The sequence below is a fragment of the Kitasatospora sp. NPDC098663 genome, from assembly GCF_044760075.1.
GTDB lineage: Bacteria > Actinomycetota > Actinomycetes > Streptomycetales > Streptomycetaceae > Kitasatospora.
This window is the reverse complement of record NZ_JBIWAP010000075.1, coordinates 1-20139: the sequence shown is the minus strand read 5'-3', so window position 1 is coordinate 20139 and position 20139 is coordinate 1. Positions and strand designations below refer to the sequence as shown.

Here is a 20139-nt window from a genome sequence, read left to right as displayed (position 1 = left end):
CGCGCACTGTGGGCGGCGTCCGGGATCGACCCACAGGCACCCGGCGTCTTCACCGAGACCGACGCAGCACGGGCCGTCGCGGCCCTGGTGGAGCAGCTGGGCACGCACCGGGCCACCTTCGTGAGCCTGCACAACGCCGAGTTCGGTGACCCCTTCTTCATTCTCAGCCACGCCGTACCGGGCCTGGCCGGACAGCTGGCGGCCATCGCGGCTCGACACGGCCTCCCAGCCGCCGAGGCGGCCCCCTCCGACGTCGTCGGGTGGCCGGTACTCGGCCGCGGTGTCTTTCAAATGCCCTCGGTAGAGGAACTGGTGATCCGCGACCACACCCGGGAGGCCCGGCCTACGGCTCGCACCTCGCCCACTACGCCGCGCGATACGGCACGGTGACACTGCTGCCGGAGGTTCCGCGCTGGCACGCCGCTACCCGGTTCGAGGACTCCCCCGCGGTGGCGCTCGCCATCCTGGCCGAGGCCCTGACGGGTGAGGCCGCCGAGGTGCAGCGGCTGCTGGGGCAGTCTGGCCACCCTGGCGACGTGTTCGCGAGGGCGGCCGCTGATACCGCCGCCGTCGCCGACGCCGTCACCCGCTCCTGGCAGCATCGGGCCCAGGACGACACCCCGGTTCCGGGCACCGAACTCGCCGAGGCGCACTACGCGCGGGTCATGCTGATGCTGCGCTCGGCGGGGATGGCGCTGCGCTCCGTGTGTGAGGAGCCGCCCGGCAAGGCCGTCCGGAGTACCCGCGCGCGCCTGGAGAGGCTGCTGTTCGAGCGGGCGCGGCAGTGTGAACACCAGCTGCGCGCGAGTCCGGTGGGGCTGCGGCGTCTGGTGGCGGTGCAGGCCTGTGCCGCGTTGGCGGCCGCTGTTCTCGTTCGGTAGGCCGCAGGCCGGGCTCGGGGGGCCATCAGCCTTCGGCTGCGGCACGCGCGGCAGGGCGTGGTTCACGATGCGCCCCCGGCAGCGCAGATCGGGCAGGGCGGGGTGGTGGCGTCCAGGACCGCGGGCACCACCCCGTGGGCCCGGTAGACCGCCGCCGGGTTCCACGCGGTACGCATCCGGGCGCGGACGGCCGCCAAGTGGTTGGCGACCGTGTTCTGCGAGATCTTCTTGCGGCGGGCGATCCGCTCTCGGGTGCCGCCGTGTGCCAGCGCCTGGAACGAGGTGAGCGCGGTGACGGAGATCGCCGTCTTCAGCACGCCCCGGGGCGGGACCAGCAGTCCCGTCCGGCACGCGATGTCGGTGATCTGCGGCAGCGTGGTCGCCCCGAGCTTTTGTCCCAGCGTGCCGATGCAGCTGCGGACCGCGTAGTCGGACGCGCCGGTGTGCTCGATGATCTGCACGGCGTTCAGGTCCGCGGCCAGCAGCGCCATCACCTCGCCCTCTTCTTCCGTGAGGTCGGCGTAGTGTCCGCACGGGCGGACCCGGGCCTCCTGCACTTCCGGGACCCGTAGGGGCGTAAGGGCGTTGTCGGTCATCGCACGGTCCTCGAGGACGAATCGGTGGACGAAAAGGGGGGGGGCGCTGGGAAGGGCGGGCGCTACCCGCCGGTGCCGGATGGCGTCAGACGACAGGCAGGATGGGGCCCATCAAGGAGCTGAGGACCCGCTGCTGCATGTCGTCGTGCTGGTCGCGCAGCAGCAGGATGCGCTGTTCGTCGGTGTCCCACCGGGTCTGGGAGGCCGGCCTGGTCTCGGCCCGCTCCGGCTGTGTGCAGGCGGGCCGCGACCGGCGCGGCGGGCGCACGGGCGCGTGGTGGCGCAGCCGGAACAGGCCGAACGCGTTGCGCCCGGGGATCCCGTACCACTCGCACAGCTCTGCGACGGTCGCGCCCAGGTAGTAGGAGTGCAGGATTTCCGACGCCCGGTCCATCCAGCCGGTGCCCTCCTCTTTCGCGGCCGGCATGCGGGAGCTGGATCGCATCGGGTCGTTCCTTCCGGCCTGCGGCTGCCGCAGGACCTCGTGGTTGGTGTTGCGTGGGGATCGGGGCCGGCTGTCCCCCGGGGCGGTCGGCCCCGGAGGAGACGATGGCCTCTGGGGACAGCCGACACGGGATCGCTGGGACGAGCGATCCCGGCCCGGCCCGGCTGCTCGGGGGGTGTCGAGTCGCCGAGCCGGGCGTCCCGTCACGGTCCGGGCGGGGAATCCGGCCGTGACGGGAGTTCAGAGGCCTGCGGCGCGCAGGTGGGCGCGGGCGTGCCGCAGGGCCACGGCCAGGTCACCCAGGTCGGTTGGCCCGCGCTCGCCGTCCGGGAGCACGAGCCAGCTCCTCGCGCAGACCCGCTGCATGCCGGGCGCCGGCATCGCGACCGTGTCGGGCGGATCACCGTCCGCGGGACGGCCGATCAGCTCGGTGCTCGGCATGTCCCACTGCGCGGCGGCCCGGATCGTAACCAGGAATTCGATGCCCTGGCCGGCTCGGTTGTGCAGCACCGGGCCGACCGGCCTGTCGGCCAGACGCAGGCCCTTCAAGACGGCCATGCCGAGCCGTTCACCGTTGACGCGCAGGACGTTGAACAGCTCGCCGGTCTCGATGTCGGCGAGCTGGCCTGCCCGCCATCGGTCTACGGCCAGTTCCGGCGACCGGTTGGCGGAAGCCAGCCAGATCGCCCCCTGGTTGAAGTCGGGGCCCTGCCGGACCCGACCCCGTCTCGTGTAGACCACGGAATTCTCCCGTCAGGCCGCGACCAAGGTGCGGGCGGACGGTCCCGCCCCGGCGTCGACGGTCTCGGCGGCAGCCACGATGTAGACGACGTCGCCGTGGTTGACGGTGATGGCGTGGGACCGGCTCGCAGAGAGATCGTCGTGAGCCCTGGCCTCGGCGGCCGGGCTGCGCAACCACAGCCCCGGCGTGCTGTCCTCGGGAAGGTCGAGTTCGCCCACCAGCGCCTCGACTCGCGTGCGCAGCACCTTGACCGCCAGTCGGACGCCGTGGGCGCCGCCGCTCCAGATCCGGATCGGCTGGCCGGAGGTGTAGTAGGCGGTGACCGTGCACCAGAACGGTGCGGGCGGCGTCCAGGGGCGGCTGCGGGCGAAGACGCTGGCCGCCGGCTGGGGGCCGCCGCTTGCCCGTGCGCGTGGGATCTGGCTCGCCTTCCGGCGTCTGCCCGGTCGTCGGCCGAACGTTGCGACGAGTCGGTTGAAGATGGTCACAGCGTGTCCTTCAGAGCATCGTCGGTGAGGCGAACGCTCGCCCACACCTTCTTGGTTGTGGCTGTCGTCGTCACTCCCGTGGCGTCCGCCCGGTGTCGGACGAGGAGCAACCCGCGGCCGCGTTCGCCGCAGGCGACCGGGGTCTGCGGCAGCGGCAGGTCGGGGCGGGCGTCCAGAACTCCGACGCGGCAGTCACCGCCGGTCTCGTCAAGCCTCACCACGACGGGAGCACCCGGCTGGCTGGCGTGTCGAAGGACGTTCGTCATCAGCTCCGTGAGGATGAGCAGAACGTCGTAAACCCGGTCGCTGTCCGGGTCCCAGCCCCACCCCGCCAGCTGGGCTCGGGCGGCATGGCGTGCCAGGGGAACCTCGGCCTCGTCCGCCGTGAAGGTGCCCTTCCAGTGACGGACGGGCGTCGCATGTTCGACGGCCCCCATGTGCATCGCTCCCGTCAGCAGGGACGTCTTGACGCCCCGTTATGGTTCGCTTGCGGGGATCAACCATGGACCGGAAGGCGTAGACAGAACCACTCCCGAAACAGGGACACTTGGTACTCGTTCGGGTGAGGTCAGAGACAAACTGCGGACGGTTCGTGGACACTTCCGCATCACCTGTGTGGCCACCGGCCCGGTGGTGGTAGGCAGGGGGTGAAGCAGTTCGCAGCTGGGGGCCGCGGCCCCGAAGGGACCGCGATGAACACTCTGTTCGATGCCTTGGTCACCGAGGCCCGCATGGATTTCCGCAGCTTCCTGGCCGAGTACAGACGGGTCGCGGCGCTCCTCTACGAGAGGACCGGGGATCTCGCCTTCAGGAGAGTCATCCTGACGGACAAGAGCTTCGCGCGGTGGCGCACTGGGCAAGTCGCCCGACCTCATCATCCGACGCCCGCGATCCTCAAGCAGATGTACGGCAAGCCCGTCGACGAGCTCTTCGCGCCCTGCACCGACGAGCAGGCACAGGTACTGCGCGCAGTACCAACTCCTGTGCTCGATGAAAGAGAACTTGCAATGACCGCACGCGATGCACGTGCCCACGCCGCCGACGCGGCCTCGCAGATCCTCCCCGACCTCACCCTCGACCAACTCGAGGACGACTTGGTGCGCCTGGTCCGAGCGAACACCACCACCCCGCCTCACGAGATCTTCATGCAGGCCAGGGAACTACTCGGCCTCGCCAAGGTGATGCTCGACCGTACGCAGGTTCTGTCCCAGCGCGGCCGCCTCTACGTCGCCGCCGGCCAGGCCTCAGCGCTCCTCGGTGCCTGCGCGTTCGACCTCGGCTCCATGCCGACCGCGGTCGAGCTGATGCGCGCCTCCGCCCTATACGGCCAGGTTGCGGAGCGCGGGCCGCTCCAGGCCTACGCCTACGGCTACCTGGCCCTGCTGTTCTACTGGGAGGGCAACCCTGCCCATGCAGTTCGCCAGATCGAGCGGGCTCAGTCGTTCCCGGGAGTCGGCGCCACGGGCAAGGCACGGCTCGCCGCGATCGCCGCCCGCTCCTACGCCCACCTTGGCCGGTCCGAGGAAGCCCATACGGCCATAGAGCTCAGCTTGGCCGAGCGTGGCCCCGCCGTGGACGACCTTCACGATGGGATCGCAGGTGAGTTCGACTTCAGCCTGGAGCGCGTGGCGATGAGCAACAGCGCGACCCTTCTCCTGCTGCGAGATGGCGCCGGAGCCGAGGCCTCCGCCCGGCGGTCCTTGGAACTGATCGCCTCCCAGTCGTCGGGCTCCACGCCGCTGACCGTCGCGCCCCAGGCTGGCGCCGACCTAGCGACTGCCCTGCTGATGCGCCGGGACCTGGACGGCGCCGAAGACGCGCTGGGCCCCGTACTCACCCTGCCGAGGGAGTGGCGCGGAGCCGGGCTCGTCAGCAGGGTGAACGCGGTCCGAGAGGAGCTGACGTCGCCGACGTTCCGCAACGCGACCATCGCACGAGACCTCGTGGAGAAGATCGACGACTTCACGCTGGTAGCCGCACCGCGGATCCTCGGACCGGGCGCGGTGCGGCTCGCCATCGACGGGGCCAGCAGTTAGACAGCCGACGCCAAGATGGCGTTCTCCTTGTCCGGGGCAATCCCGTGCTCATCCCACCGCTGGTGCGGCACAGGCATGTTGCCCTGCTGAAGCCAAGCCCAGGTGTCTGTGACAGTCTCGGCAAGCGGCCGGCTGCGGAAGCCCGCCGTAACCGCCGACGACGAGTCGATGGCCCACACCCCCGGGTGCGTCCTCCAGAGCGGGATCTCCGTCCACTGGCGCAGGCCGCTGCCGAGCAAGACCTCATCCCTGACCCACACCAGCTCGCCGGAGCTACGCGTCACCTCCATGCACGCCTGGAGGAAACCGCCCATCGTCTCCCCCACCGGTGCGGTGAGGTTGTGAACCTGGTGCCCGACGCGCTGGGTCTGGTCGAGCGCGAATTCGGCCACGTCCCGCACGTCGACCGGCTGGATGGCCTTCGCCGGGTCTCCGGGCGCGAGGATGCGACCTCCCCGCTCCGCTCGGCGAAGCCACCACGGCAGCCGGCCCACGTACTCGCCGGGACCGAGGATGACTCCGGGCCTGAGCAGGCTCGTACGGGTGAGGCCGAAAGCCTCGGTCACGGCGCGCTCGGCGCCGGCCTTCTGCCGCCCGTAGTACGTGTCTGGGCCCGTCCACCCCTCTGGCAGCTGCCCGTACTCCGGTCCGGCGTCGGCCGGGGCATCCAGCACTGGCGAGTCCACGGTCAGAGGCTCGGTGGGCCAGCCCTCGTAGACGGACACCGTGGAGACGTAGATGTACCGGCTGACGACCGGTTCCAGGGCCCGGGTGCCGGCCAGCACGGCGCGGGGCGACAGCTCGGATGCGGAGGTGTCGATCACGGCGTCCCACGGGCCATGCTCGGCCAAGCGTGCCATGTCCTCCGGCCGCTCCCGGTCGCCGTGCACCGCAACCGCTCCGGGCGCCGGGATCCCGGACAGGCCGCGCGTGAACGTGGTCACCTCCCACCCTCGGTCCAGCGCGCCACTCACGACCGCCCGGCCCAGGAACCAGCCGCCACCCAGTACGAGAATCCTCATGCGGGCGATCCTGCCAGTCCGGCGCCTTCGCGCGCAGCTGCCCACGGGATCGGGTGCCGCCTGCCGCGCACGCAGCAGGTCGAGGCACCGGTCAACGACCGGCTGCCCCAGGTCGTCCTGGATGGAGCGCACCACAGCCAGGGCGTGGGCCTCCACCGTCTCGGGGGAGGCTCAAGCCGCGACGGCGCTGTGTGACGTGCCGGAGCGGCCCGCGGCTAGGCGGTGGGGGCGGTGCGATCGAATCGGCCAGCTCTGGCGCCTTCAAGGAAGTCCGTCCACTCGGTCCACGCGAAGAGGAGAGGGTCCTTGTCAGGGTTCAAGGTGTCGCCCACCCCGACGAGTCCACGGTCGAGGAAGGCGACCTTGACGCAGTTGGTGCCACCGCTGCTGGCCGTCAGCCACTCCGCACGTTCGAACTGGTCCCTGACCCACGCCGGATCGAGGAGGTTCTTCTCCTCAGCGGCGACGGTGGTGTCAGCGTCAACAAGGGAAACGTGGGGCGCGAAGTCGTGGGTCACAAGAGGTCCTTGGCGATTCGAGCGAGCAGTTCCAGCGATTCCTTCGGCGGCAGGGCATCGGTCTTCAGGTGATCGCTGCAGGTGTGGTAGTCGGTGACGGCGGCAGGGTCGTTGAGGTGAAGGGCGGTCTTCATGCCCTCGATGGTGACCGAGTCATGGCCGGTCGGGAACGTCCAGGCCATGTAGGGCCCGTCCGTGCCGGCGTGCGCGCCGCGCGACAGCGGGACGACCTGGATGACGATGTCACGGTGCGCGCGGGCCAGTTCGATGAGATGAAGTACTTGAGTGCGAGCTGTAGCCCGGCCACCGACTTCCTGACGGAGCTGGGCCTCGGTGAGTACCGCCCAGATCCGTAGCGGGGTCTTGCGGGACAGCGCGCTGAGGCGGGTGTTCCGCCGCACCGTGATGAAGCGCTCAATGTCCTCGTCGCTCTTCCAGGCGCGGCCAGCGACGACTACGGCCCGCTCGTAGTCGTCGCACTGAAGGAGACCGTGGACGACTACGGGACACCAAATGAACAGGGTGTTGGCGATCTCCAGGTTGACGAGGTAGTCGCCGAGGGGATCGTCTGCGACGCCGGGGTAGCGCTGGTGCCAGTCACGGTCGCGGGCGTTCCGCACCATCTCGCGCCAGGCTTCCTGGACGGCGGGGTCGGCGATCTGGAGGACATCGAAAAAGTGCGGGAGTTGCTGCGGCTTGATCCCCTGCGTACCGTTCTCGATCTTCGAGATGGTGGACGCGGAGCCATACCCGAGTGCAGCGGCGGCCTGTTCGACGCTCCAGCCAAGTCGGGTCCGGGCAAGCCGGACTTCGCTCGCAAGGCGGCGTCGCCGCGGTGTCGGCTCGACAGCCACCTTCAGCACCTCCCCCTTCTCCGGGACAGGCTAGCGGTTAGGCAGTAACTCGCATATGCCGGTTCGGCGAAAAGGACAGAGTGTCCTTTCCGACCCTCTTGCCGTTTGCCTGACGTAGCGTCATCATCGGTTCACGGTTGGGAACGGGACCGTGCGCCACCGTGTGGTCGGCAGGCGCCTCCCGTCGATCCATCGAACTTCGTTACACCACAGCCCGATTACCGCCTGTGGGCCCTCTACCTGGTGCTATGACCGCCGGCTTCGCGGCGGCCCGGGAAGGCCCTTCGCGGACGCTCGGGCAGATGGGAGGCAGCAGCATGGACCAAGCCACCGTCTTAACGGCGCTCTCCTCGGGACCGGAGCGCGAACCCGCACTCACGGCCTTGGCCGAGGGACCCCGGGCCATCGACTGTCCCGGCCTGGGCAGCGGGCGGCTCGTCTTCACGCGTCACCAGGAGGTGCGCCACCTGCTTCGGCACCCGGGCTTCGTGTGCGCGCCGACCGCCGCCGGCCTGCTGGACGAGATCAGCCCGGCGCTCCGGCCGGTGCTCGAACCGGTCGCATCGTGGGTGCTCTACGCGGACGCCCCAGAGCACCCGCGGTTGCGGGGGCTACTGGCGAAGGCGTTCACGCCCCGGCGAATCGCCGCTCTGGAGCCGCAGATCGCAGCGACGGCGGACTCGCTGGTGTCCCGGTTCGTGGCGGCCGGCGGCGGTGACGCGGTGCGCAGTATCGCTGAACCCCTGCCGGTCGACACGATCTGCACGCTCCTGGGAATCCCGGACAGCGACCGGGACCTCGTCAAGAAGTGGTCCGACGACGTCATCCTGCTCACCGAACCCTCCCTCACCGACGACCAGGAGAAGCGGCTCGCCGCCGCCTGGGCCGGCCTACGGGACTACTTCACCGGCCTCATCGAGCACCGTCACACCCGAGCGGTCGACAACATCCTCTCGCCCCTGGTCGAGGTAGAGGAGCAGGGAGGGAGCCTCACGCTGGAGGAGGCGGTGGCCAACCTGATCGCCCTGCTGATCGGCGGCCACGAGACGACGACGGGGCTGATCGGCGCGCTGCTCATCGCGATTGCGGATCACCCGGAACTGGCGGAAGCGGCGGCTGGGTCGCCGGAGTCCGTCGCCGGGTTCGTCGAGGAGGTCCTGCGCCTGGAGGGGCCGGCGCTGATCACCGCCCGGACGGCTGTCGAGGACTGCGAGGTCTTCGGAGTGCCGGTGTCGGCGGGCCGCCGGCTTGTGCTGCTCCAAGCATCGGCGAACCGCGACCCCGAAGTGTTCGAGGAACCGCAGGAGCTCCGGCCTGGCCGCCGCCCGAACCCGCACGTCGGCTTCGGCCACGGCCCGCACGCATGCTTCGGCGCCGCGCTGGCCCGTATGGAGGCCGCCGCCGTCATGCGCTCCGTCCTGCGGCGCGGCTGTCGGCTCCACCTGGAGGACGGGGTGACCTGGAAGCCCTCCCAGGTGATCCGCTCGGCGACCTTCCTGCCGGTGCGGGTCGAGCAGGGGGCGAAACGGTGATCCTGACCGGCCAGGCCATCCGGCGGTTCATCGCCCAAGGCCATATCGTCTTCTCCCCCTATGATCCGGCCAGCGTCAACCCCAACTCCATCAACTACCACCTGGGACGCGGGCTGAAGGTCTTCCACGACCGCACCGGCACGTTTGTGGAGACGGAGCTGCCGGACGAGGGCTTCGTACTGGAGCCGCACCGGATGTACCTCGGGCACACCGAGGAGCAGATCGGCAGCAGCCTGTTCGCGATGCGGCTGATCGGATGCAGCAGCAACGGCCGCCGCGGGCTGTTCCTTGAGCTCTCGGCCGACCTTGGCCACACCACGTCCTGCCACCACTGGACGCTGGAAATCGTCGCGGCACTGCCCATCCGGATCTACCCCGGCATGGTCGCCGGCCAGGTCTCCTTCTGGCGCAACACCGGGCTCATCCAGCCGACCTCGGCGACCTACGCCCACTTCAACCACGCCTGCGAGTCCCAGCCGCGGATCGGAGCACCATCGTGATCCTCACCGGACCCCAGATCGCCCGAGAAGTCGAACAGGGCCGCATCAAGATCGACCCGTTCAACCCCCGCCGCTGCACCACCAACAGCTACGACCTGGCGCTGGGCAGCCGCGTGGGCGTCTACCTGGACGACATCCTCGACCCGACGCGCGAGCCCAAGGTCGAATACCGCGAGATCCCGTCGACCGGGTACCTCCTCCAACGCGGCGACTTCGTTCTGGGCCACACCGTCGAACGCTTCGGCAGCGACGCGCTCGTCCCCATCGTGCACGCCAAGTCCGGGTTCGCCCGCCGCGGCACCTTCGTCCACTGCACCGCTGACCTCATCGACCTCGGCTTCTACGGCTGCTCCACCCTGCAGCTGTACGCCACCCTCCCCACGGTCCTCTACCCCGGCACACTGGTGGCGCAGGTCAGCTGGTGGGAGACCTTCGGCGAGATCGACCAGCTGTACAGCGGCAAATACCAGGGGGCGGACGGCCCGATGCCCTCGCGCAGCCACCTCGACGCCTGGGCGGTGGCCGCCCGTGGCTGACGACGGCTTCGCCCCCATCCGGCGCGGATCCGCATGCCCGTTCGCCGCCCGGGCCCGCATCGAGGCCGTTCCCGCCTACCCGGGGGCCGAACCGTACGAGGCCGGACTCGAGGCAGGGCCCGTCCTGACCGACTTCGCGCGCCGCCTCGAAGACGAAGAACTCGACGGCCTGGTCCTTCAGCTCACGGACCCCGGTCTCGGCGTCACCCTCGATGCCGTCGCCACCACCGTCCGGAAAACCGTCACCGGCCTACTGGCCGCGACCGGCGCCGACCCGGCCGCCGAACTCGCGCACGCGGGTGCCGACGGTTGGTGGCTGCGGCTGGCCGACATCCGCTGGTTCCTCGTCGTTTTCGCCCCCTGCTACCCCGACACCTCCCCCCGCTCCACCCACGGCTCGGACTCCACCTTCCTCCTCTTCCAGCCGGTCCACTCCTTCGACCGGCACGCCACCCCCAAGGGCACAGTCATCGCGCCCGCCATCCGGGAGCGCATCCGCGACGCCCACCACGCCGCTGGCACCCCCTACGACTCCGACCTTGCCCAAGGGACCACCGAGGCAGCCAAGTTCGTCGCCGCACTCAACCCTGGTGACCCGCCCGTCGCCTGGTGGCGCCCCGGCCCCACCGAAACGGAGACGACATGACCACCACCGGCCTCTCCACTCTGGCCGACGCCATCGCCGCCACGCATGACTCCACCGCGCCCACGACGTGGGACGCGCCCACCGAACTGCTCGGCGCCGCGGCCGTGCTGTTCACCACCCACCCCGCCGACGGCGCCGATGAACTCCTGGCAGGCATCGCCCGCCTTCTCAGCCACGGCCCCCACCCCGCTGTCACCCTCCACGCCGGCGCGCCCGCCCGGGGCCCGCGCGAACTCGACATCCTGCACCACGCCCTCGCGGCCGCCGCCGAACCCGGCCGACCGCCCTGGCCCCACGGCCCCGCCGACCCCGCCCGGCTCGCCGCCGCCACCCACGCGCTCACCGCCGCCATCCCCTGCCGCCTGATCGCCCTGCGCGCCGCCACGGTCATCCACCTCCTGCACCTGCTTCCCGACACCGACGGCCACCTCCACCGCGACCTGATCCGCCGCACGACCTGGCTCCTCGACCCCCGCACCGACGACCCAACCGCCCTGCTGCTGACCCTCACCGCCCCCGACGACCCACTCGCCCCCGCCCCGCGAAGCCGAACCCACACCCGCGAACGCCACCCCCAGCCGCTCCCACTCGCCGACTGGGACCTCTGGCCGGCCCCCGACCAAGTCCTCACCCTGTCCGGACGTATCACCGCGGTCCGCACTCACAGCCACGTCGCCTTCGCCGACCTCGCCTGGGACCGCCACGACGCCCAGCTCGCCTTCGACCCCGCTGCTGTCGCCGACCTGCACGCCGGCGACCTCGTCACCGTCCGGGGCACCTGCTCCACCAGCCGCACCGGCCGCCCGACCCTGTTCGTCCGCCACCTGGAGCACCACGAGCCCGGAGCCCCACCGCCGTTACCCGACAGCGCCCTCCTCACCCCGCTCCTCGGCCCGCTGCGCGCGCACCTCGCCGCGGGCGGCTTCCGCGAGACGATCAGCCCCGTCCTCACCGACGGCTACTTCGGCGGCGCCGCACGGCCGTTCACCACCTGGGCGCACGCCGCCGGACGCCGCCAGTACCTGCGCGTCACCACCGAACTCGACCTGCTCGCCGTCATCGCGACCGGTACCACCCGCTGCTACGAGATCGGCCCGAGCTTCCGCAACGAGGGCCAACGCGGCCGCCCCGCCGTCGAGTTCGTGATGCTGGAGGCGTACGCCGCCGACCTCACCCTCGACCAGGCCACCGCCTACCTCGCCGACCTCGTCACCGCCACCACCGGCCTCGCCGTCCCGCTGACCCGCAGAACCTTCGACGACGCCTTCCGCGAGATCACCGGCATCGACTCGACCGACACCACCGCCGTCCGGGCCCTGGCCTCCGAGCGCACCCCATACACCGCCGAGCACACCGACGACCCCGACCGCCTCGCCCGGCGCCTGTGGCGCCACAGCGTCCGCCAGCAACTACGAGGCCTGACCGCGATCACAGACATCCCCGGCCCCGCCTCACCCCTGATCGCCGGCACCGGCCGCCAGGCCCAGCGCATCTGGCTCTACGCCGACGGCCTCGAACTCGCCGAGATCGCCGCCAACGAACGCGATGCCGCCCGCCTGGCCCGCTCCTTCACTGCCCAGTTCGCGGCCGACCGCCACGTCGCCCACCGCACCTACCAGCACGTCATCGACCTGTACGACTGCGGACTTCCCCCGTGCGTCGGCCTCGGCATGAGCGTCACCCGCCTGGCCAGCCTCCGCCCCGTCCCCGTGCCAGCTCAGCGCCGAAGCCCTGTGTTCCGAACCGCAGAGAGGACTCCATGACCATCACACCCACCTGGCCCCTGCCCACGGTACCCAGGTCCGCCGACACCGTCCGGGCCGCAAGCTACCCCGACTTCGTCGCCATGATCAACCAGACCAACGTGATGCCCGGCGCCCACACCACGCTCAGCACCTGGGCCCTGCACTCCCGCCTCGCCCCGCAGCACCGCCTCCTCGACGTCGCCTGCACCACCGGCTTCACCTCGCGCGAACTCGCCCGCCTCACCGGCTGCACCGCCACCGGCTTCGACCTCAGCCACGACTCGGTCAACCTCGCCCGCTACAACCACCGCCTCCTCGACCCCACCCTCCGCCTCACCTACCACCAGGCCGACGGCACCACCTACCGGCCCGACCACACCTACAGCCACATCGCCGTCGGCGCCGCCCTCGGCTTCTTCCCCGACCCGCCCGCCATGGCGAACCGGCTTCTCGGCTACCTCGACAACGGCGGATACGTCCTCGCCGCACCCTTCTGGGCCCCCGAGCCCCTGCCCGACCACGCCGCCGCCGTCCGCCGCGACGTCTTCGGCATCACCAGCCCCATGGAGACCCGCCACCAGGCCCTCGCCCTCTTCGCCGGCCTCGACGTCCTCCACCAGGCCGACCACACCCTCACCCCCGAACCCACCGACGCCATCGAGCACTACTGCCGCTCCACCATCGACCGAGCCTGCACCCAGAGCGGCAACACCGACCCCGCCGTCCGCACCGCCATGACCGACCGCCTGCGCGAGATCAAGCACGCCACCAACACGTTGCGCGCCCACCAGCGCTACACCGTGCTCGTCCTGCGCTACGACGCGGGCGCCTACCCGGACCGCTACGTCGAACTCTTCTGACCACCCAGCGAAAGGCACCACACCCGAGTGATCGTCTTCGTCAACGGCCCATTCGGCGTCGGCAAGAGCACCACCACGGGCCTGCTCGCCGAACGCCTGCCCCAGGCCCTGGTCATCAACCCCGAGGCCATCGGCCACATGCTCTGGGCCCAACTCCCGGAACCCCTGCGTACCGAGGAGTTCGAGCTGGAACCGGTCTGGCCGCCGCTCACCCACTGCATGCTCGACCAGGCCGCCCGCGCCTACGGGCGCCCGATCGTCGTCCCCATGACCGTCGCCCGCCGCAAAGTCTTCGACCGGATCGTCCAGCCCCTGCGCGCCGCCGGCCACGACGTCCGGCACTTCACCCTGCTCGCCACGGCCGCCACCATCCGCGAACGCCTGCGCGAGCGCGGCGAAGGCCCCGACAAGTGGGGACCGCTCAGCTGGGAGGGCAACCAGGTCGAACGCTGCCTCGACGCCCTGCGCCAGCCCGCCTTCGCCGACCACATCGACACCGAGGACCGCCCAGCCACCGAGATCGCCGACGTGATCCTCACCCGCACAGGACTCCACGCAACGGCCTAACACAACACCGAGGGCCGGGCCGGAGCATACTGCTCCGGCCCGGCCCTCGACGTCGTCAGCGACACGGCCGGGGCGGCCGCCCCGGCTCGGCCGCCAGCCCTACGCGACGGTCAGCAGCGACCGAATCCGGTCCGCCCCGAGCGCCAGCAACAGGGTCGGCAGCCGCGGTCCGGTGTCCCGGCCGACCAACAGCTCGTACAGCAGTACGAACAGCTCCCGCTGGGCCACCTTCAGCTCCGGCGACGCGGGGGCGTCCAGTGGCAGCCCCGCCTGGATCTTCGGCACGCCGTACACCAGCGCCGTCAGCCCGTCGAGCGACCAGTTCTCGTCCAGACCGTCCAGCAGCAGCTTCAGCGCCTCCCGCTTCACTGGAGACAGCTGCTCCAGCCGCTCTCGGTCCGGCTCCGCCCGCACCTGGGTTCGCTCTTCCGCCGGGACGTAGGTGCTCACCCACGCCTGCGCACGGTCCAGTCGGGGTTGGGCCTCATCCAGGCCGGCCAATGGCTCCCCGACAGTGAAGTCCTGAAGGATGCGAAGGGTCTGCTTCGGGTCGCCAGCCGCCACGTCCGCCACCGAGGCCAGCGTTCGAAACGGCAGAGGACGTGGGGTGGACGGCAGCGGCCCGGCCGCCGGACCCAGCGAACGGGCGCGCACCGCCACCTCCAGCTCCGTGGCCGTGGCCCCCTCTACCTTCCGGCCGAGCGCATCCCACTCGTCGTAGAGCCGCAGGATCTCCGCGTCCAGCGCGATGCTGAAGCTCTGGCGCGGCTGTCGGCGGTTGTAGAGCCACCGCAGCACCGCGGGCTCCACGACCTCCAGGATGTCGATCGGGGTGGGCACACCGCCCTTCGAACTACTCATCTTCGCCATGCCGCTGATCCCGACGAAGCTGTATCCGAGGTACGACGGCGGAAGCCCGTCGAAGATCTCGCGCACCACCTGCGACCCGACGGTGAACGACGAGCCCGGAGAGGAATGGTCGACGCCGCCAGCCTCGAAGGTCACGCCCTCGAAGGCCCAGCGCATCGGCCAGTCCACCTTCCAGACCAGCTTCCCGCCGTCCGTCTCGGACAGCGCGAAGCCGCCCTCATGGCCGCACTCGCACCGGTACTGCATCTGGGTGCTGGCGTCGTTGAAGCTGACGACCGTCGTCGAGTCCCGTCCGCAGACCTCGCAGTACGGCCGGTAGGGGTAGTAGCCTGCGGCACTGGCGGCGGCCAAGTCCTCGTCGTCCTGCTCCACCTCGGCGTCGACGGCGGCCTTCTTCGTCCGGTACCGGCCGAGGACGCCGTCGATCTGCTGCCGGTGGCGCATCGCGTGGACGATCTGCTCGCGGTAGGCGCCAGAGGTGTACATCTGCGTCTGGCTGATCTCGTCGACCTCGACACCCAGCTTGGCCAGCGCCGCGCGGAGCGGAGCCTTGAAATGCTCCGCCCAGTTCTCGTGTTCTCCACACGGGTCAGGCACTGCGGTCAGCGGGCGGCCGATGTGTTCGGCGAAGTTCGAGGGGACACCGGCCGGCACCTTCCGGAGCCGGTCGTAGTCGTCCCAGGACAGCACATGGCGACACTCCAGCCCCCGGCGGCGCAGTTCGTCCGCCACGAAGTGCGGCACCATGATCTCGCGCAGGTTCCCGAGATGCACTGGGCCGGACGGGCTGATCCCGGACGCACACACCAGCGCAGCCCCGTCACGGCGTTTGCCCTCGGCGATCACCTGGTCCGCAGCCGCGGCCACCCAATCACCTTGCTTCACGCCCACGTCACAATCCTCCGGCTGATGGGTATTCAGTAGCGTCTAGATTAGAGGCGATTGGGAATGATCGAGAACATGTCGCGGCACGACACCGGCCAAGGAGCACCGCGGTCCAACTCAACTCGGTGCGCCTGAGCGCGTGCTGGGCCACTTGGCGGCTCATCTCACCGTCGCCCAGCCGGGCACGGACGTACCGCTCGTACGGACGATGGCGCAGCTGTACGAAGGTCGCGTAACCGAGTGCTATCGCGGGCCGGTGACCGGACACGGTGAGACTCCTTGGGCGTCAACTCGACAGAACGGCTGCCCTCGTTCCGGGCCGGGCAGGCACCCCGGCGCGCACGGAGCATGCCGGGGCGCGCGATCGGCCGGGTGCAACGCCCCACCGGCCGCAGGGCGGTCAGTGCCGTCCGGTCACGAACCGCCGACCTCGACGTCCTTCACCATCCGCAGCAGCGCCATCACCAGCGCCGTACGCTCCCAGCCGATCGGCCCCTCGGCCACCACGGCCCACAGCAGCACCGGCACCACCAGCACTCCGCTGAGCCCCGCAGAGAACCCGACCGCACACAGCTGGGGCGTTCCGTCACCCAACCTCCACACCCTGCTAGCGTGGAGAATCATCACGGGCATGAGTGCTCGGCCCCGAGCGGGTCGTTCAAGCATTTCTCTGTCTTTGCTTCGATCGGCCCTTCGTCGTGGTTGGTGTTTGCCCACCGGTCACGACACCCCCACCAGTGCGGAGGGTTGCAGCCTCGATGCGAAACGCTACCCCCGCTCCTCGGATGAACCGCGCCAAAATCGGCCTCGTTCGTGCAAGCACGGGCAAAAGGCAGCCAGGAATGTCGCGTTTGTCTACCCGCTGTGCCTACCCCGGAACTCGCCGAACCATCTCGCCCGAGCCACCGCCCACTCGCAGAACACGGACCGGTTCAGATCTTCGAAGAGGCCATGCCGCTGGTCGGCAAGCAGCGCCGCCACGCGTGGGAGCACGGCCGGTCGAGTAGGTCGGCCGCAGGTCTAGCAGCCGGCACCGCCCGGACGCAGGCACCAAGTCCTTCGCCGCGGGCGGCCTTGCCATCCACGGCCACCGAGTCCGCACCGCCGGGATCGGCACCGGTCAGATCGGCCACGCCCGCCGGGACACACCAGGTTGACGACCCGTCGGATCGTGGCGGCACTCGGCGCGATGCGCACCCCCAACGCGCCCGCCGCACGAGCGCCCAGCCGGGCCAGGGCGTGCTGTGGAGCATTCGCCGACCACTGGCCGATCGCCGCATACGAGCGTGCGCCGGCGACCACGGCCGAGGCGGCAACCAGCAGCACCGCCACGAACGGGTGACGCACACCGCGCCGTCGACGCGGATCGGGCAGCGCCCGCAGCCTCTCCGCCAGCGAGAGCCCCGCTACATCCCCCAGAGTGGGCGACTGGACGAGACAGACAGAGGCAGACTGACGGCACATCGAAGCTCCAGCGGTTCAAGGCGACTTGGCAAGGTCACCTCGTTCAACTGGAGCTTCGATGCTTACGTGACGGGTCGGCCCGGACCCTCCAGACCGCTCTGGCCTGCGGACTCATGTGATCACCGGGACTTTGAAACGCCCCTGGGCGAAGAACGCCTGGGCGCGGGTCCAGAAGGCGGTGGCGGTTTCCTTGCGTTCGTCGGTCAGGATCTCGCTGTAGGCCAGGCGGGAGTGGTCGTCGACGGCGTTGTGCAGGTAGCTGTAACCGACTCCGGATCGGTTCTTTCGGCCGGCCCGGCGGCCGAGGACCTGGTGGCCGCCGCCGTCGGGGATGTTGCCGAGCTTCTTGATGTCGACGTGGACCAACTCGCCCGGCGCGCAGTGCTCGTAGCGTCGGATGACGCGGCCGGTGACGCGGTCGAGATGGGCCAGTCGGGCGAGCCGGTAGCGGGTCAGTACGCGGTGGACGGTGGCCGGGTTCAGCTTCAGCAGGTAGGCGATGCGGGCCGGCCCCCAGCGGCGGAGCACGCGGACCTTGATGATGCGCCGCTCGGTGCGGGTCGGGGTCCGGCGCGGGCTGTGGTGCGGCCGGCTGGAGCGGTCGCTCATGCCGGCCTCACTGAGCGCGCGGTAGCGGTCGGCCCAGCGCTTGGCCGTGGTCCGCAGATAGCGTAGAGCGAGCCGCTCGGGCAGCAGTGAGCATCGAGCAGTTTCGAAGATTCTCAGTCTATGCAGACGCTGCTAAATGGTTCTCGGGAGACCCCGGAATGATCTGGCGGAATGCCACGTAGATGACAGAAAATCGTCCATATCGGGAGCCCTCAGGTCAGGGGCGTTTCAAAGTCCCGGTGATCACATGAGTCCGCAGGCCAGAGCGGTCTGGAGGGTCCGGGCCGACCCGTTCTGCCGCGCCCCGGTCCGGACCCGCTCGCGAGATCATGCCTGAATTGGGAAACTAATACGGTTTGTTCATCAAGTCATTAACCTGCGGTGATGCGCCGGACGAACGGAAAACTCTGCATTTCTCGATCAAGAACTGTCGCGATCCCAGGCATCGGCCATCGGTTCTTGGCGGTCAACGCCCCATATCGTTCCGCCAAGCGGTCCGAGACGGAGATGAAATCAAGCCGAGTGGCGCAAATCCGCCAGTTCTGGCACAGCCGTGAACTGCTGGCCCGTAGGCACCACTCTCATGGTCTCTTGCTGCTAGCCTCTGATCCCATGTGGAACAGAAGTCAATCGTGGTGGCCCGCTTTCCCGCGGGTCTGACTCCTGTGCCCTCCTCCTACAGGCCAGTCGCCCCGCATGGTGGCTGACGCTGGCGGTCGACCACTCCACGGGCCCTGGCGAAGACCTCGTAAGGGAGCAAGTGATGATCAGGCTGTCGGGAATCACCCCCTCAGGCGAAGCACACCTGGGCAACTATCTGGGAGCCGTTCGGCGTTGGGCCAGGGAACCGGGCCAGGGGGACCTCTACTTCGTCAGCAATCTGCATGCCATGACGACTCCCCATGAGCCGGACCGCCTGCGCAAGCTGACCGAGCACCAGCTCGCGATCCTCATCGCGTCCGGAGTCCCGGCCGAGAGCATGTTCGTGCAATCCGACCTCATCCAGGAACACATGGCGCTGTCCTGGCTGCTGGAGTGCACCTGCACCTTCGGAGAGGCCAAGCGCATGGTGCAGTTCAAGGAGAAGTCCGACGGCAACAGTTCAGTACGCCTGGGTCTGCTCACCTATCCGGTGCTTATGGCGGCGGACATCCTGCTGCACGGTACGACCGAAGTCCCGGTCGGCAACGACCAGAACCAGCACGTGGAGCTCGCTCGCACCCTGGCTCGTCGGTTCAACTCGACATACGGCGAGGTTTTCGTGGTCCCCGAGGCGGTCCTGCCCACGGCTGGTGCCCGGGTCCGAGACCTGGCGAATCCCGCCAAGAAGATGTCGAAGTCGTCCTCGGAACCGGACGGTATCGTTTACGTCCTGGATGATCCAGCCGTTGTCCGCCGCAAGTTCCGGCGTGCCGTGACGGACGGGTTGAGCAAGGTAGCCTACGACCCGCAGGAGCAGCCCGGCGTTGCCAACCTCCTGGAGATCATGGCTGCGTGCACCGACACGAACCCTGCTGACGTCGCCAGTGGCATTACGACGTACCGCGAGCTCAAGGAGTCCGTGGCCGACGTGGTCGTCAAGGAGTTGGCGCCCGTCCGTGAGCGTGCCCTGCACCTTCTCCGGAGCGGCTCAGAGCTGCGGGAGATCCGTACCGCAGGAGCGGACCGCGCTCGGGACCGGTCCGGATCCCGTCTGAACCGCGCGCTCGAACTCGTGGGATTGGGCTGAGCGTTGCCGGGAACGGGAGCGGGGCGAGCTCCCGCTCCGAGGCCGCTACTGAATCAACCCATTAACAACGCAAGGAACTTGATCGTGTGATGTCGGGCCATCCTTTGGGTCCCCACCCGGACGCGAACGCCCCGGTGCTCTTCACCCCCACTGGCGAGGGACCGTGGTGGCTGGCCACGATCCGCGACGCCTTCTCCCGCCGGATCGTGGGATGGCACACCTCCGAACGCGCCGACGCCGACCTGGTCCTCACGGCACTGGAGTACGCCCTCCATGGCCGTCCGGTGGAGCCCGGCAAACTGATCCACCACAGCGACCACGGCTGCCAGTACACATCCATCAAGCTCACAACCCGCCTGCTCAAGGCCGGAATTGAGGCAAGTATGGGCACGGTCGGCGACTCGTTCGACAACGCCCTGGCGGAGAACTTCTGGAGCGTGCTGAAGACCGAATGCGTGCGCCGCACGGCCTTCGCGACCCGCACGGACGCCGACCTGGCGCTGTTCGCCTACATCGACGGACCCTGTTGCCCAATTGGGTGAATCGGCGCGATCTTCCGAACACGTGAGGTCTGCGGGGTGGAGCCTTCGAGGGCGGCGGCCTGTTCCAGACGG

22 protein-coding genes and 3 pseudogenes are annotated in these 20139 nt (G+C 69.7%); 13 read left to right on the top strand and 12 right to left on the bottom strand.

All coding sequences use genetic code 11. The features are described from left to right. Both ACIQVZ_RS40000 and ACIQVZ_RS39995 read left to right on the top strand, forming a co-directional pair. Window positions 1-390, top strand: a pseudogene (locus ACIQVZ_RS40000) (hypothetical protein); the annotation flags it as partial. Next, window positions 387-881, top strand: coding sequence for a hypothetical protein (locus ACIQVZ_RS39995; protein WP_402457370.1), 495 nt, complete (start codon window positions 387-389; stop codon window positions 879-881). The pseudogene ACIQVZ_RS40000 and the gene ACIQVZ_RS39995, both read left to right, overlap by 4 nt. 62 nt (window positions 882-943) lie before the next feature. Here the strand turns inward: ACIQVZ_RS39995 and ACIQVZ_RS39990 are convergent, their stop codons facing one another. From ACIQVZ_RS39990 to ACIQVZ_RS39970, 5 genes are all read right to left on the bottom strand, one after another. Then, window positions 944-1477, bottom strand: coding sequence for a hypothetical protein (locus tag ACIQVZ_RS39990; RefSeq protein ID WP_402457368.1), 534 nt, complete (start codon window positions 1475-1477; stop codon window positions 944-946). Window positions 1478-1562: 85 nt separating this feature from the next. After that, window positions 1563-1922 (bottom strand): hypothetical protein, encoded by a 360-nt coding sequence (locus ACIQVZ_RS39985; protein ID WP_402457365.1) that lies wholly within the window; start codon window positions 1920-1922, stop codon window positions 1563-1565. Window positions 1923-2162: 240 nt separating this feature from the next. Further along, on the bottom strand, window positions 2163-2663 hold the full coding sequence (locus tag ACIQVZ_RS39980) for a hypothetical protein (protein WP_402457362.1): 501 nt from the start codon (window positions 2661-2663) through the stop codon (window positions 2163-2165). A 12-nt stretch (window positions 2664-2675) separates the two neighbouring features. Beyond that, window positions 2676-3152: a hypothetical protein gene (locus ACIQVZ_RS39975; RefSeq protein ID WP_402457360.1), complete on the bottom strand. Its 477-nt coding sequence runs from the start codon at window positions 3150-3152 to the stop codon at window positions 2676-2678. Next, complete coding sequence (locus ACIQVZ_RS39970) at window positions 3149-3589, bottom strand: ATP-binding protein (RefSeq protein WP_402457357.1); 441 nt, start codon at window positions 3587-3589, stop codon at window positions 3149-3151. The genes ACIQVZ_RS39975 and ACIQVZ_RS39970 overlap by 4 nt, the downstream gene beginning before the upstream one ends. A gap of 255 nt (window positions 3590-3844) precedes the next feature. Between ACIQVZ_RS39970 and ACIQVZ_RS39965 the strand changes: the two genes are divergently transcribed. Continuing rightward, on the top strand, window positions 3845-5188 hold the full coding sequence (locus ACIQVZ_RS39965) for a hypothetical protein (RefSeq protein ID WP_402457355.1): 1344 nt from the start codon (window positions 3845-3847) through the stop codon (window positions 5186-5188). On the opposite strand, the gene ACIQVZ_RS39960 is transcribed toward ACIQVZ_RS39965, so the two are convergent. From ACIQVZ_RS39960 to ACIQVZ_RS39950, 3 genes are all read right to left on the bottom strand, one after another. After that, window positions 5185-6210, bottom strand: coding sequence for an NAD-dependent epimerase/dehydratase family protein (locus ACIQVZ_RS39960; RefSeq protein ID WP_402457352.1), 1026 nt, complete (start codon window positions 6208-6210; stop codon window positions 5185-5187). The two genes, ACIQVZ_RS39965 and ACIQVZ_RS39960, sit on opposite strands and share 4 nt — an antisense overlap. 215 nt (window positions 6211-6425) lie before the next feature. Beyond that, window positions 6426-6728 (bottom strand): DUF397 domain-containing protein, encoded by a 303-nt coding sequence (locus ACIQVZ_RS39955; protein ID WP_402457349.1) that lies wholly within the window; start codon window positions 6726-6728, stop codon window positions 6426-6428. After that, on the bottom strand, window positions 6725-7591 hold the full coding sequence (locus tag ACIQVZ_RS39950) for a helix-turn-helix domain-containing protein (RefSeq protein ID WP_402457346.1): 867 nt from the start codon (window positions 7589-7591) through the stop codon (window positions 6725-6727). Before ACIQVZ_RS39950 ends, ACIQVZ_RS39955 begins: the two co-directional genes overlap by 4 nt. A gap of 308 nt (window positions 7592-7899) precedes the next feature. On the opposite strand from ACIQVZ_RS39950, the gene ACIQVZ_RS39945 reads away from it, so the two are divergent. Genes ACIQVZ_RS39945 through ACIQVZ_RS39915 form a run of 7 tightly spaced genes read left to right on the top strand, consistent with a single transcriptional unit; the run spans window position 7900 to window position 13968 of the window. Continuing rightward, window positions 7900-9114, top strand: a complete 1215-nt coding sequence (locus ACIQVZ_RS39945) for a cytochrome P450 (RefSeq protein ID WP_402457343.1) — start codon at window positions 7900-7902, stop codon at window positions 9112-9114. Then, window positions 9111-9614, top strand: a complete 504-nt coding sequence (locus tag ACIQVZ_RS39940) for a dCTP deaminase domain-containing protein (RefSeq protein WP_402457340.1) — start codon at window positions 9111-9113, stop codon at window positions 9612-9614. Before ACIQVZ_RS39945 ends, ACIQVZ_RS39940 begins: the two co-directional genes overlap by 4 nt. After that, window positions 9611-10150: a dCTP deaminase domain-containing protein gene (locus tag ACIQVZ_RS39935; RefSeq protein WP_402457338.1), complete on the top strand. Its 540-nt coding sequence runs from the start codon at window positions 9611-9613 to the stop codon at window positions 10148-10150. The genes ACIQVZ_RS39940 and ACIQVZ_RS39935 overlap by 4 nt, the downstream gene beginning before the upstream one ends. Further along, window positions 10143-10796: a hypothetical protein gene (locus ACIQVZ_RS39930; protein ID WP_402457335.1), complete on the top strand. Its 654-nt coding sequence runs from the start codon at window positions 10143-10145 to the stop codon at window positions 10794-10796. The genes ACIQVZ_RS39935 and ACIQVZ_RS39930 overlap by 8 nt, the downstream gene beginning before the upstream one ends. Beyond that, window positions 10793-12559, top strand: a complete 1767-nt coding sequence (locus ACIQVZ_RS39925) for an amino acid--tRNA ligase-related protein (protein ID WP_402457331.1) — start codon at window positions 10793-10795, stop codon at window positions 12557-12559. Before ACIQVZ_RS39930 ends, ACIQVZ_RS39925 begins: the two co-directional genes overlap by 4 nt. Continuing rightward, window positions 12556-13401 (top strand): class I SAM-dependent methyltransferase, encoded by an 846-nt coding sequence (locus ACIQVZ_RS39920; protein WP_402457328.1) that lies wholly within the window; start codon window positions 12556-12558, stop codon window positions 13399-13401. The genes ACIQVZ_RS39925 and ACIQVZ_RS39920 overlap by 4 nt, the downstream gene beginning before the upstream one ends. A gap of 27 nt (window positions 13402-13428) precedes the next feature. Next, complete coding sequence (locus tag ACIQVZ_RS39915) at window positions 13429-13968, top strand: AAA family ATPase (protein WP_402457325.1); 540 nt, start codon at window positions 13429-13431, stop codon at window positions 13966-13968. Window positions 13969-14067: 99 nt separating this feature from the next. On the opposite strand, the gene lysS is transcribed toward ACIQVZ_RS39915, so the two are convergent. From lysS to ACIQVZ_RS39895, 4 genes and pseudogenes are all read right to left on the bottom strand, one after another. Then, window positions 14068-15705 carry a lysine--tRNA ligase gene (gene lysS / locus ACIQVZ_RS39910; protein WP_402457323.1) on the bottom strand — a complete coding sequence of 546 codons (1638 nt, stop codon included), beginning with the start codon at window positions 15703-15705 and terminating at the stop codon, window positions 14068-14070. Between the two features lie 432 nt (window positions 15706-16137). Continuing rightward, window positions 16138-16317 (bottom strand): hypothetical protein, encoded by a 180-nt coding sequence (locus ACIQVZ_RS39905; RefSeq protein WP_402457321.1) that lies wholly within the window; start codon window positions 16315-16317, stop codon window positions 16138-16140. A 426-nt stretch (window positions 16318-16743) separates the two neighbouring features. Then, window positions 16744-17187 (bottom strand): transposase family protein, encoded by a 444-nt coding sequence (locus ACIQVZ_RS39900; protein WP_402457318.1) that lies wholly within the window; start codon window positions 17185-17187, stop codon window positions 16744-16746. A gap of 141 nt (window positions 17188-17328) precedes the next feature. After that, a pseudogene (locus ACIQVZ_RS39895) lies at window positions 17329-17847 on the bottom strand (helix-turn-helix domain-containing protein); the annotation flags it as partial. Window positions 17848-18559: 712 nt separating this feature from the next. Here ACIQVZ_RS39895 and trpS point away from each other — a divergent pair. From trpS to ACIQVZ_RS39880, 3 genes and pseudogenes are all read left to right on the top strand, one after another. After that, entirely contained in the window at window positions 18560-19525 is a 966-nt protein-coding gene (trpS, locus tag ACIQVZ_RS39890; RefSeq protein WP_402457315.1) for a tryptophan--tRNA ligase, read from the top strand. A gap of 173 nt (window positions 19526-19698) precedes the next feature. Continuing rightward, window positions 19699-19954: pseudogene (locus tag ACIQVZ_RS39885) on the top strand (transposase); the annotation flags it as partial. Window positions 19955-19962: 8 nt separating this feature from the next. After that, complete coding sequence (locus tag ACIQVZ_RS39880; protein WP_402457373.1) at window positions 19963-20067, top strand: hypothetical protein; 105 nt, start codon at window positions 19963-19965, stop codon at window positions 20065-20067. The last annotated feature ends 72 nt before the right edge of the window (window positions 20068-20139 follow it).

Coding starts and splice junctions, on each gene's coding strand:
- ACIQVZ_RS39990 (WP_402457368.1), bottom strand. CDS start 1,477: ATGACCGACAACGCCCTTACGCCCCTACGGGTCCCGGAAGTGCAGGAG.
- ACIQVZ_RS39985 (WP_402457365.1), bottom strand. CDS start 1,922: ATGCGATCCAGCTCCCGCATGCCGGCCGCGAAAGAGGAGGGCACCGGC.
- ACIQVZ_RS39970 (WP_402457357.1), bottom strand. CDS start 3,589: ATGGGGGCCGTCGAACATGCGACGCCCGTCCGTCACTGGAAGGGCACC.
- ACIQVZ_RS39965 (WP_402457355.1), top strand. CDS start 3,845: ATGAACACTCTGTTCGATGCCTTGGTCACCGAGGCCCGCATGGATTTC.
- ACIQVZ_RS39960 (WP_402457352.1), bottom strand. CDS start 6,210: ATGAGGATTCTCGTACTGGGTGGCGGCTGGTTCCTGGGCCGGGCGGTC.
- ACIQVZ_RS39945 (WP_402457343.1), top strand. CDS start 7,900: ATGGACCAAGCCACCGTCTTAACGGCGCTCTCCTCGGGACCGGAGCGC.
- ACIQVZ_RS39925 (WP_402457331.1), top strand. CDS start 10,793: ATGACCACCACCGGCCTCTCCACTCTGGCCGACGCCATCGCCGCCACG.
- ACIQVZ_RS39920 (WP_402457328.1), top strand. CDS start 12,556: ATGACCATCACACCCACCTGGCCCCTGCCCACGGTACCCAGGTCCGCC.
- ACIQVZ_RS39900 (WP_402457318.1), bottom strand. CDS start 17,187: ATGTGCCGTCAGTCTGCCTCTGTCTGTCTCGTCCAGTCGCCCACTCTG.
- trpS (WP_402457315.1), top strand. CDS start 18,560: ATGATCAGGCTGTCGGGAATCACCCCCTCAGGCGAAGCACACCTGGGC.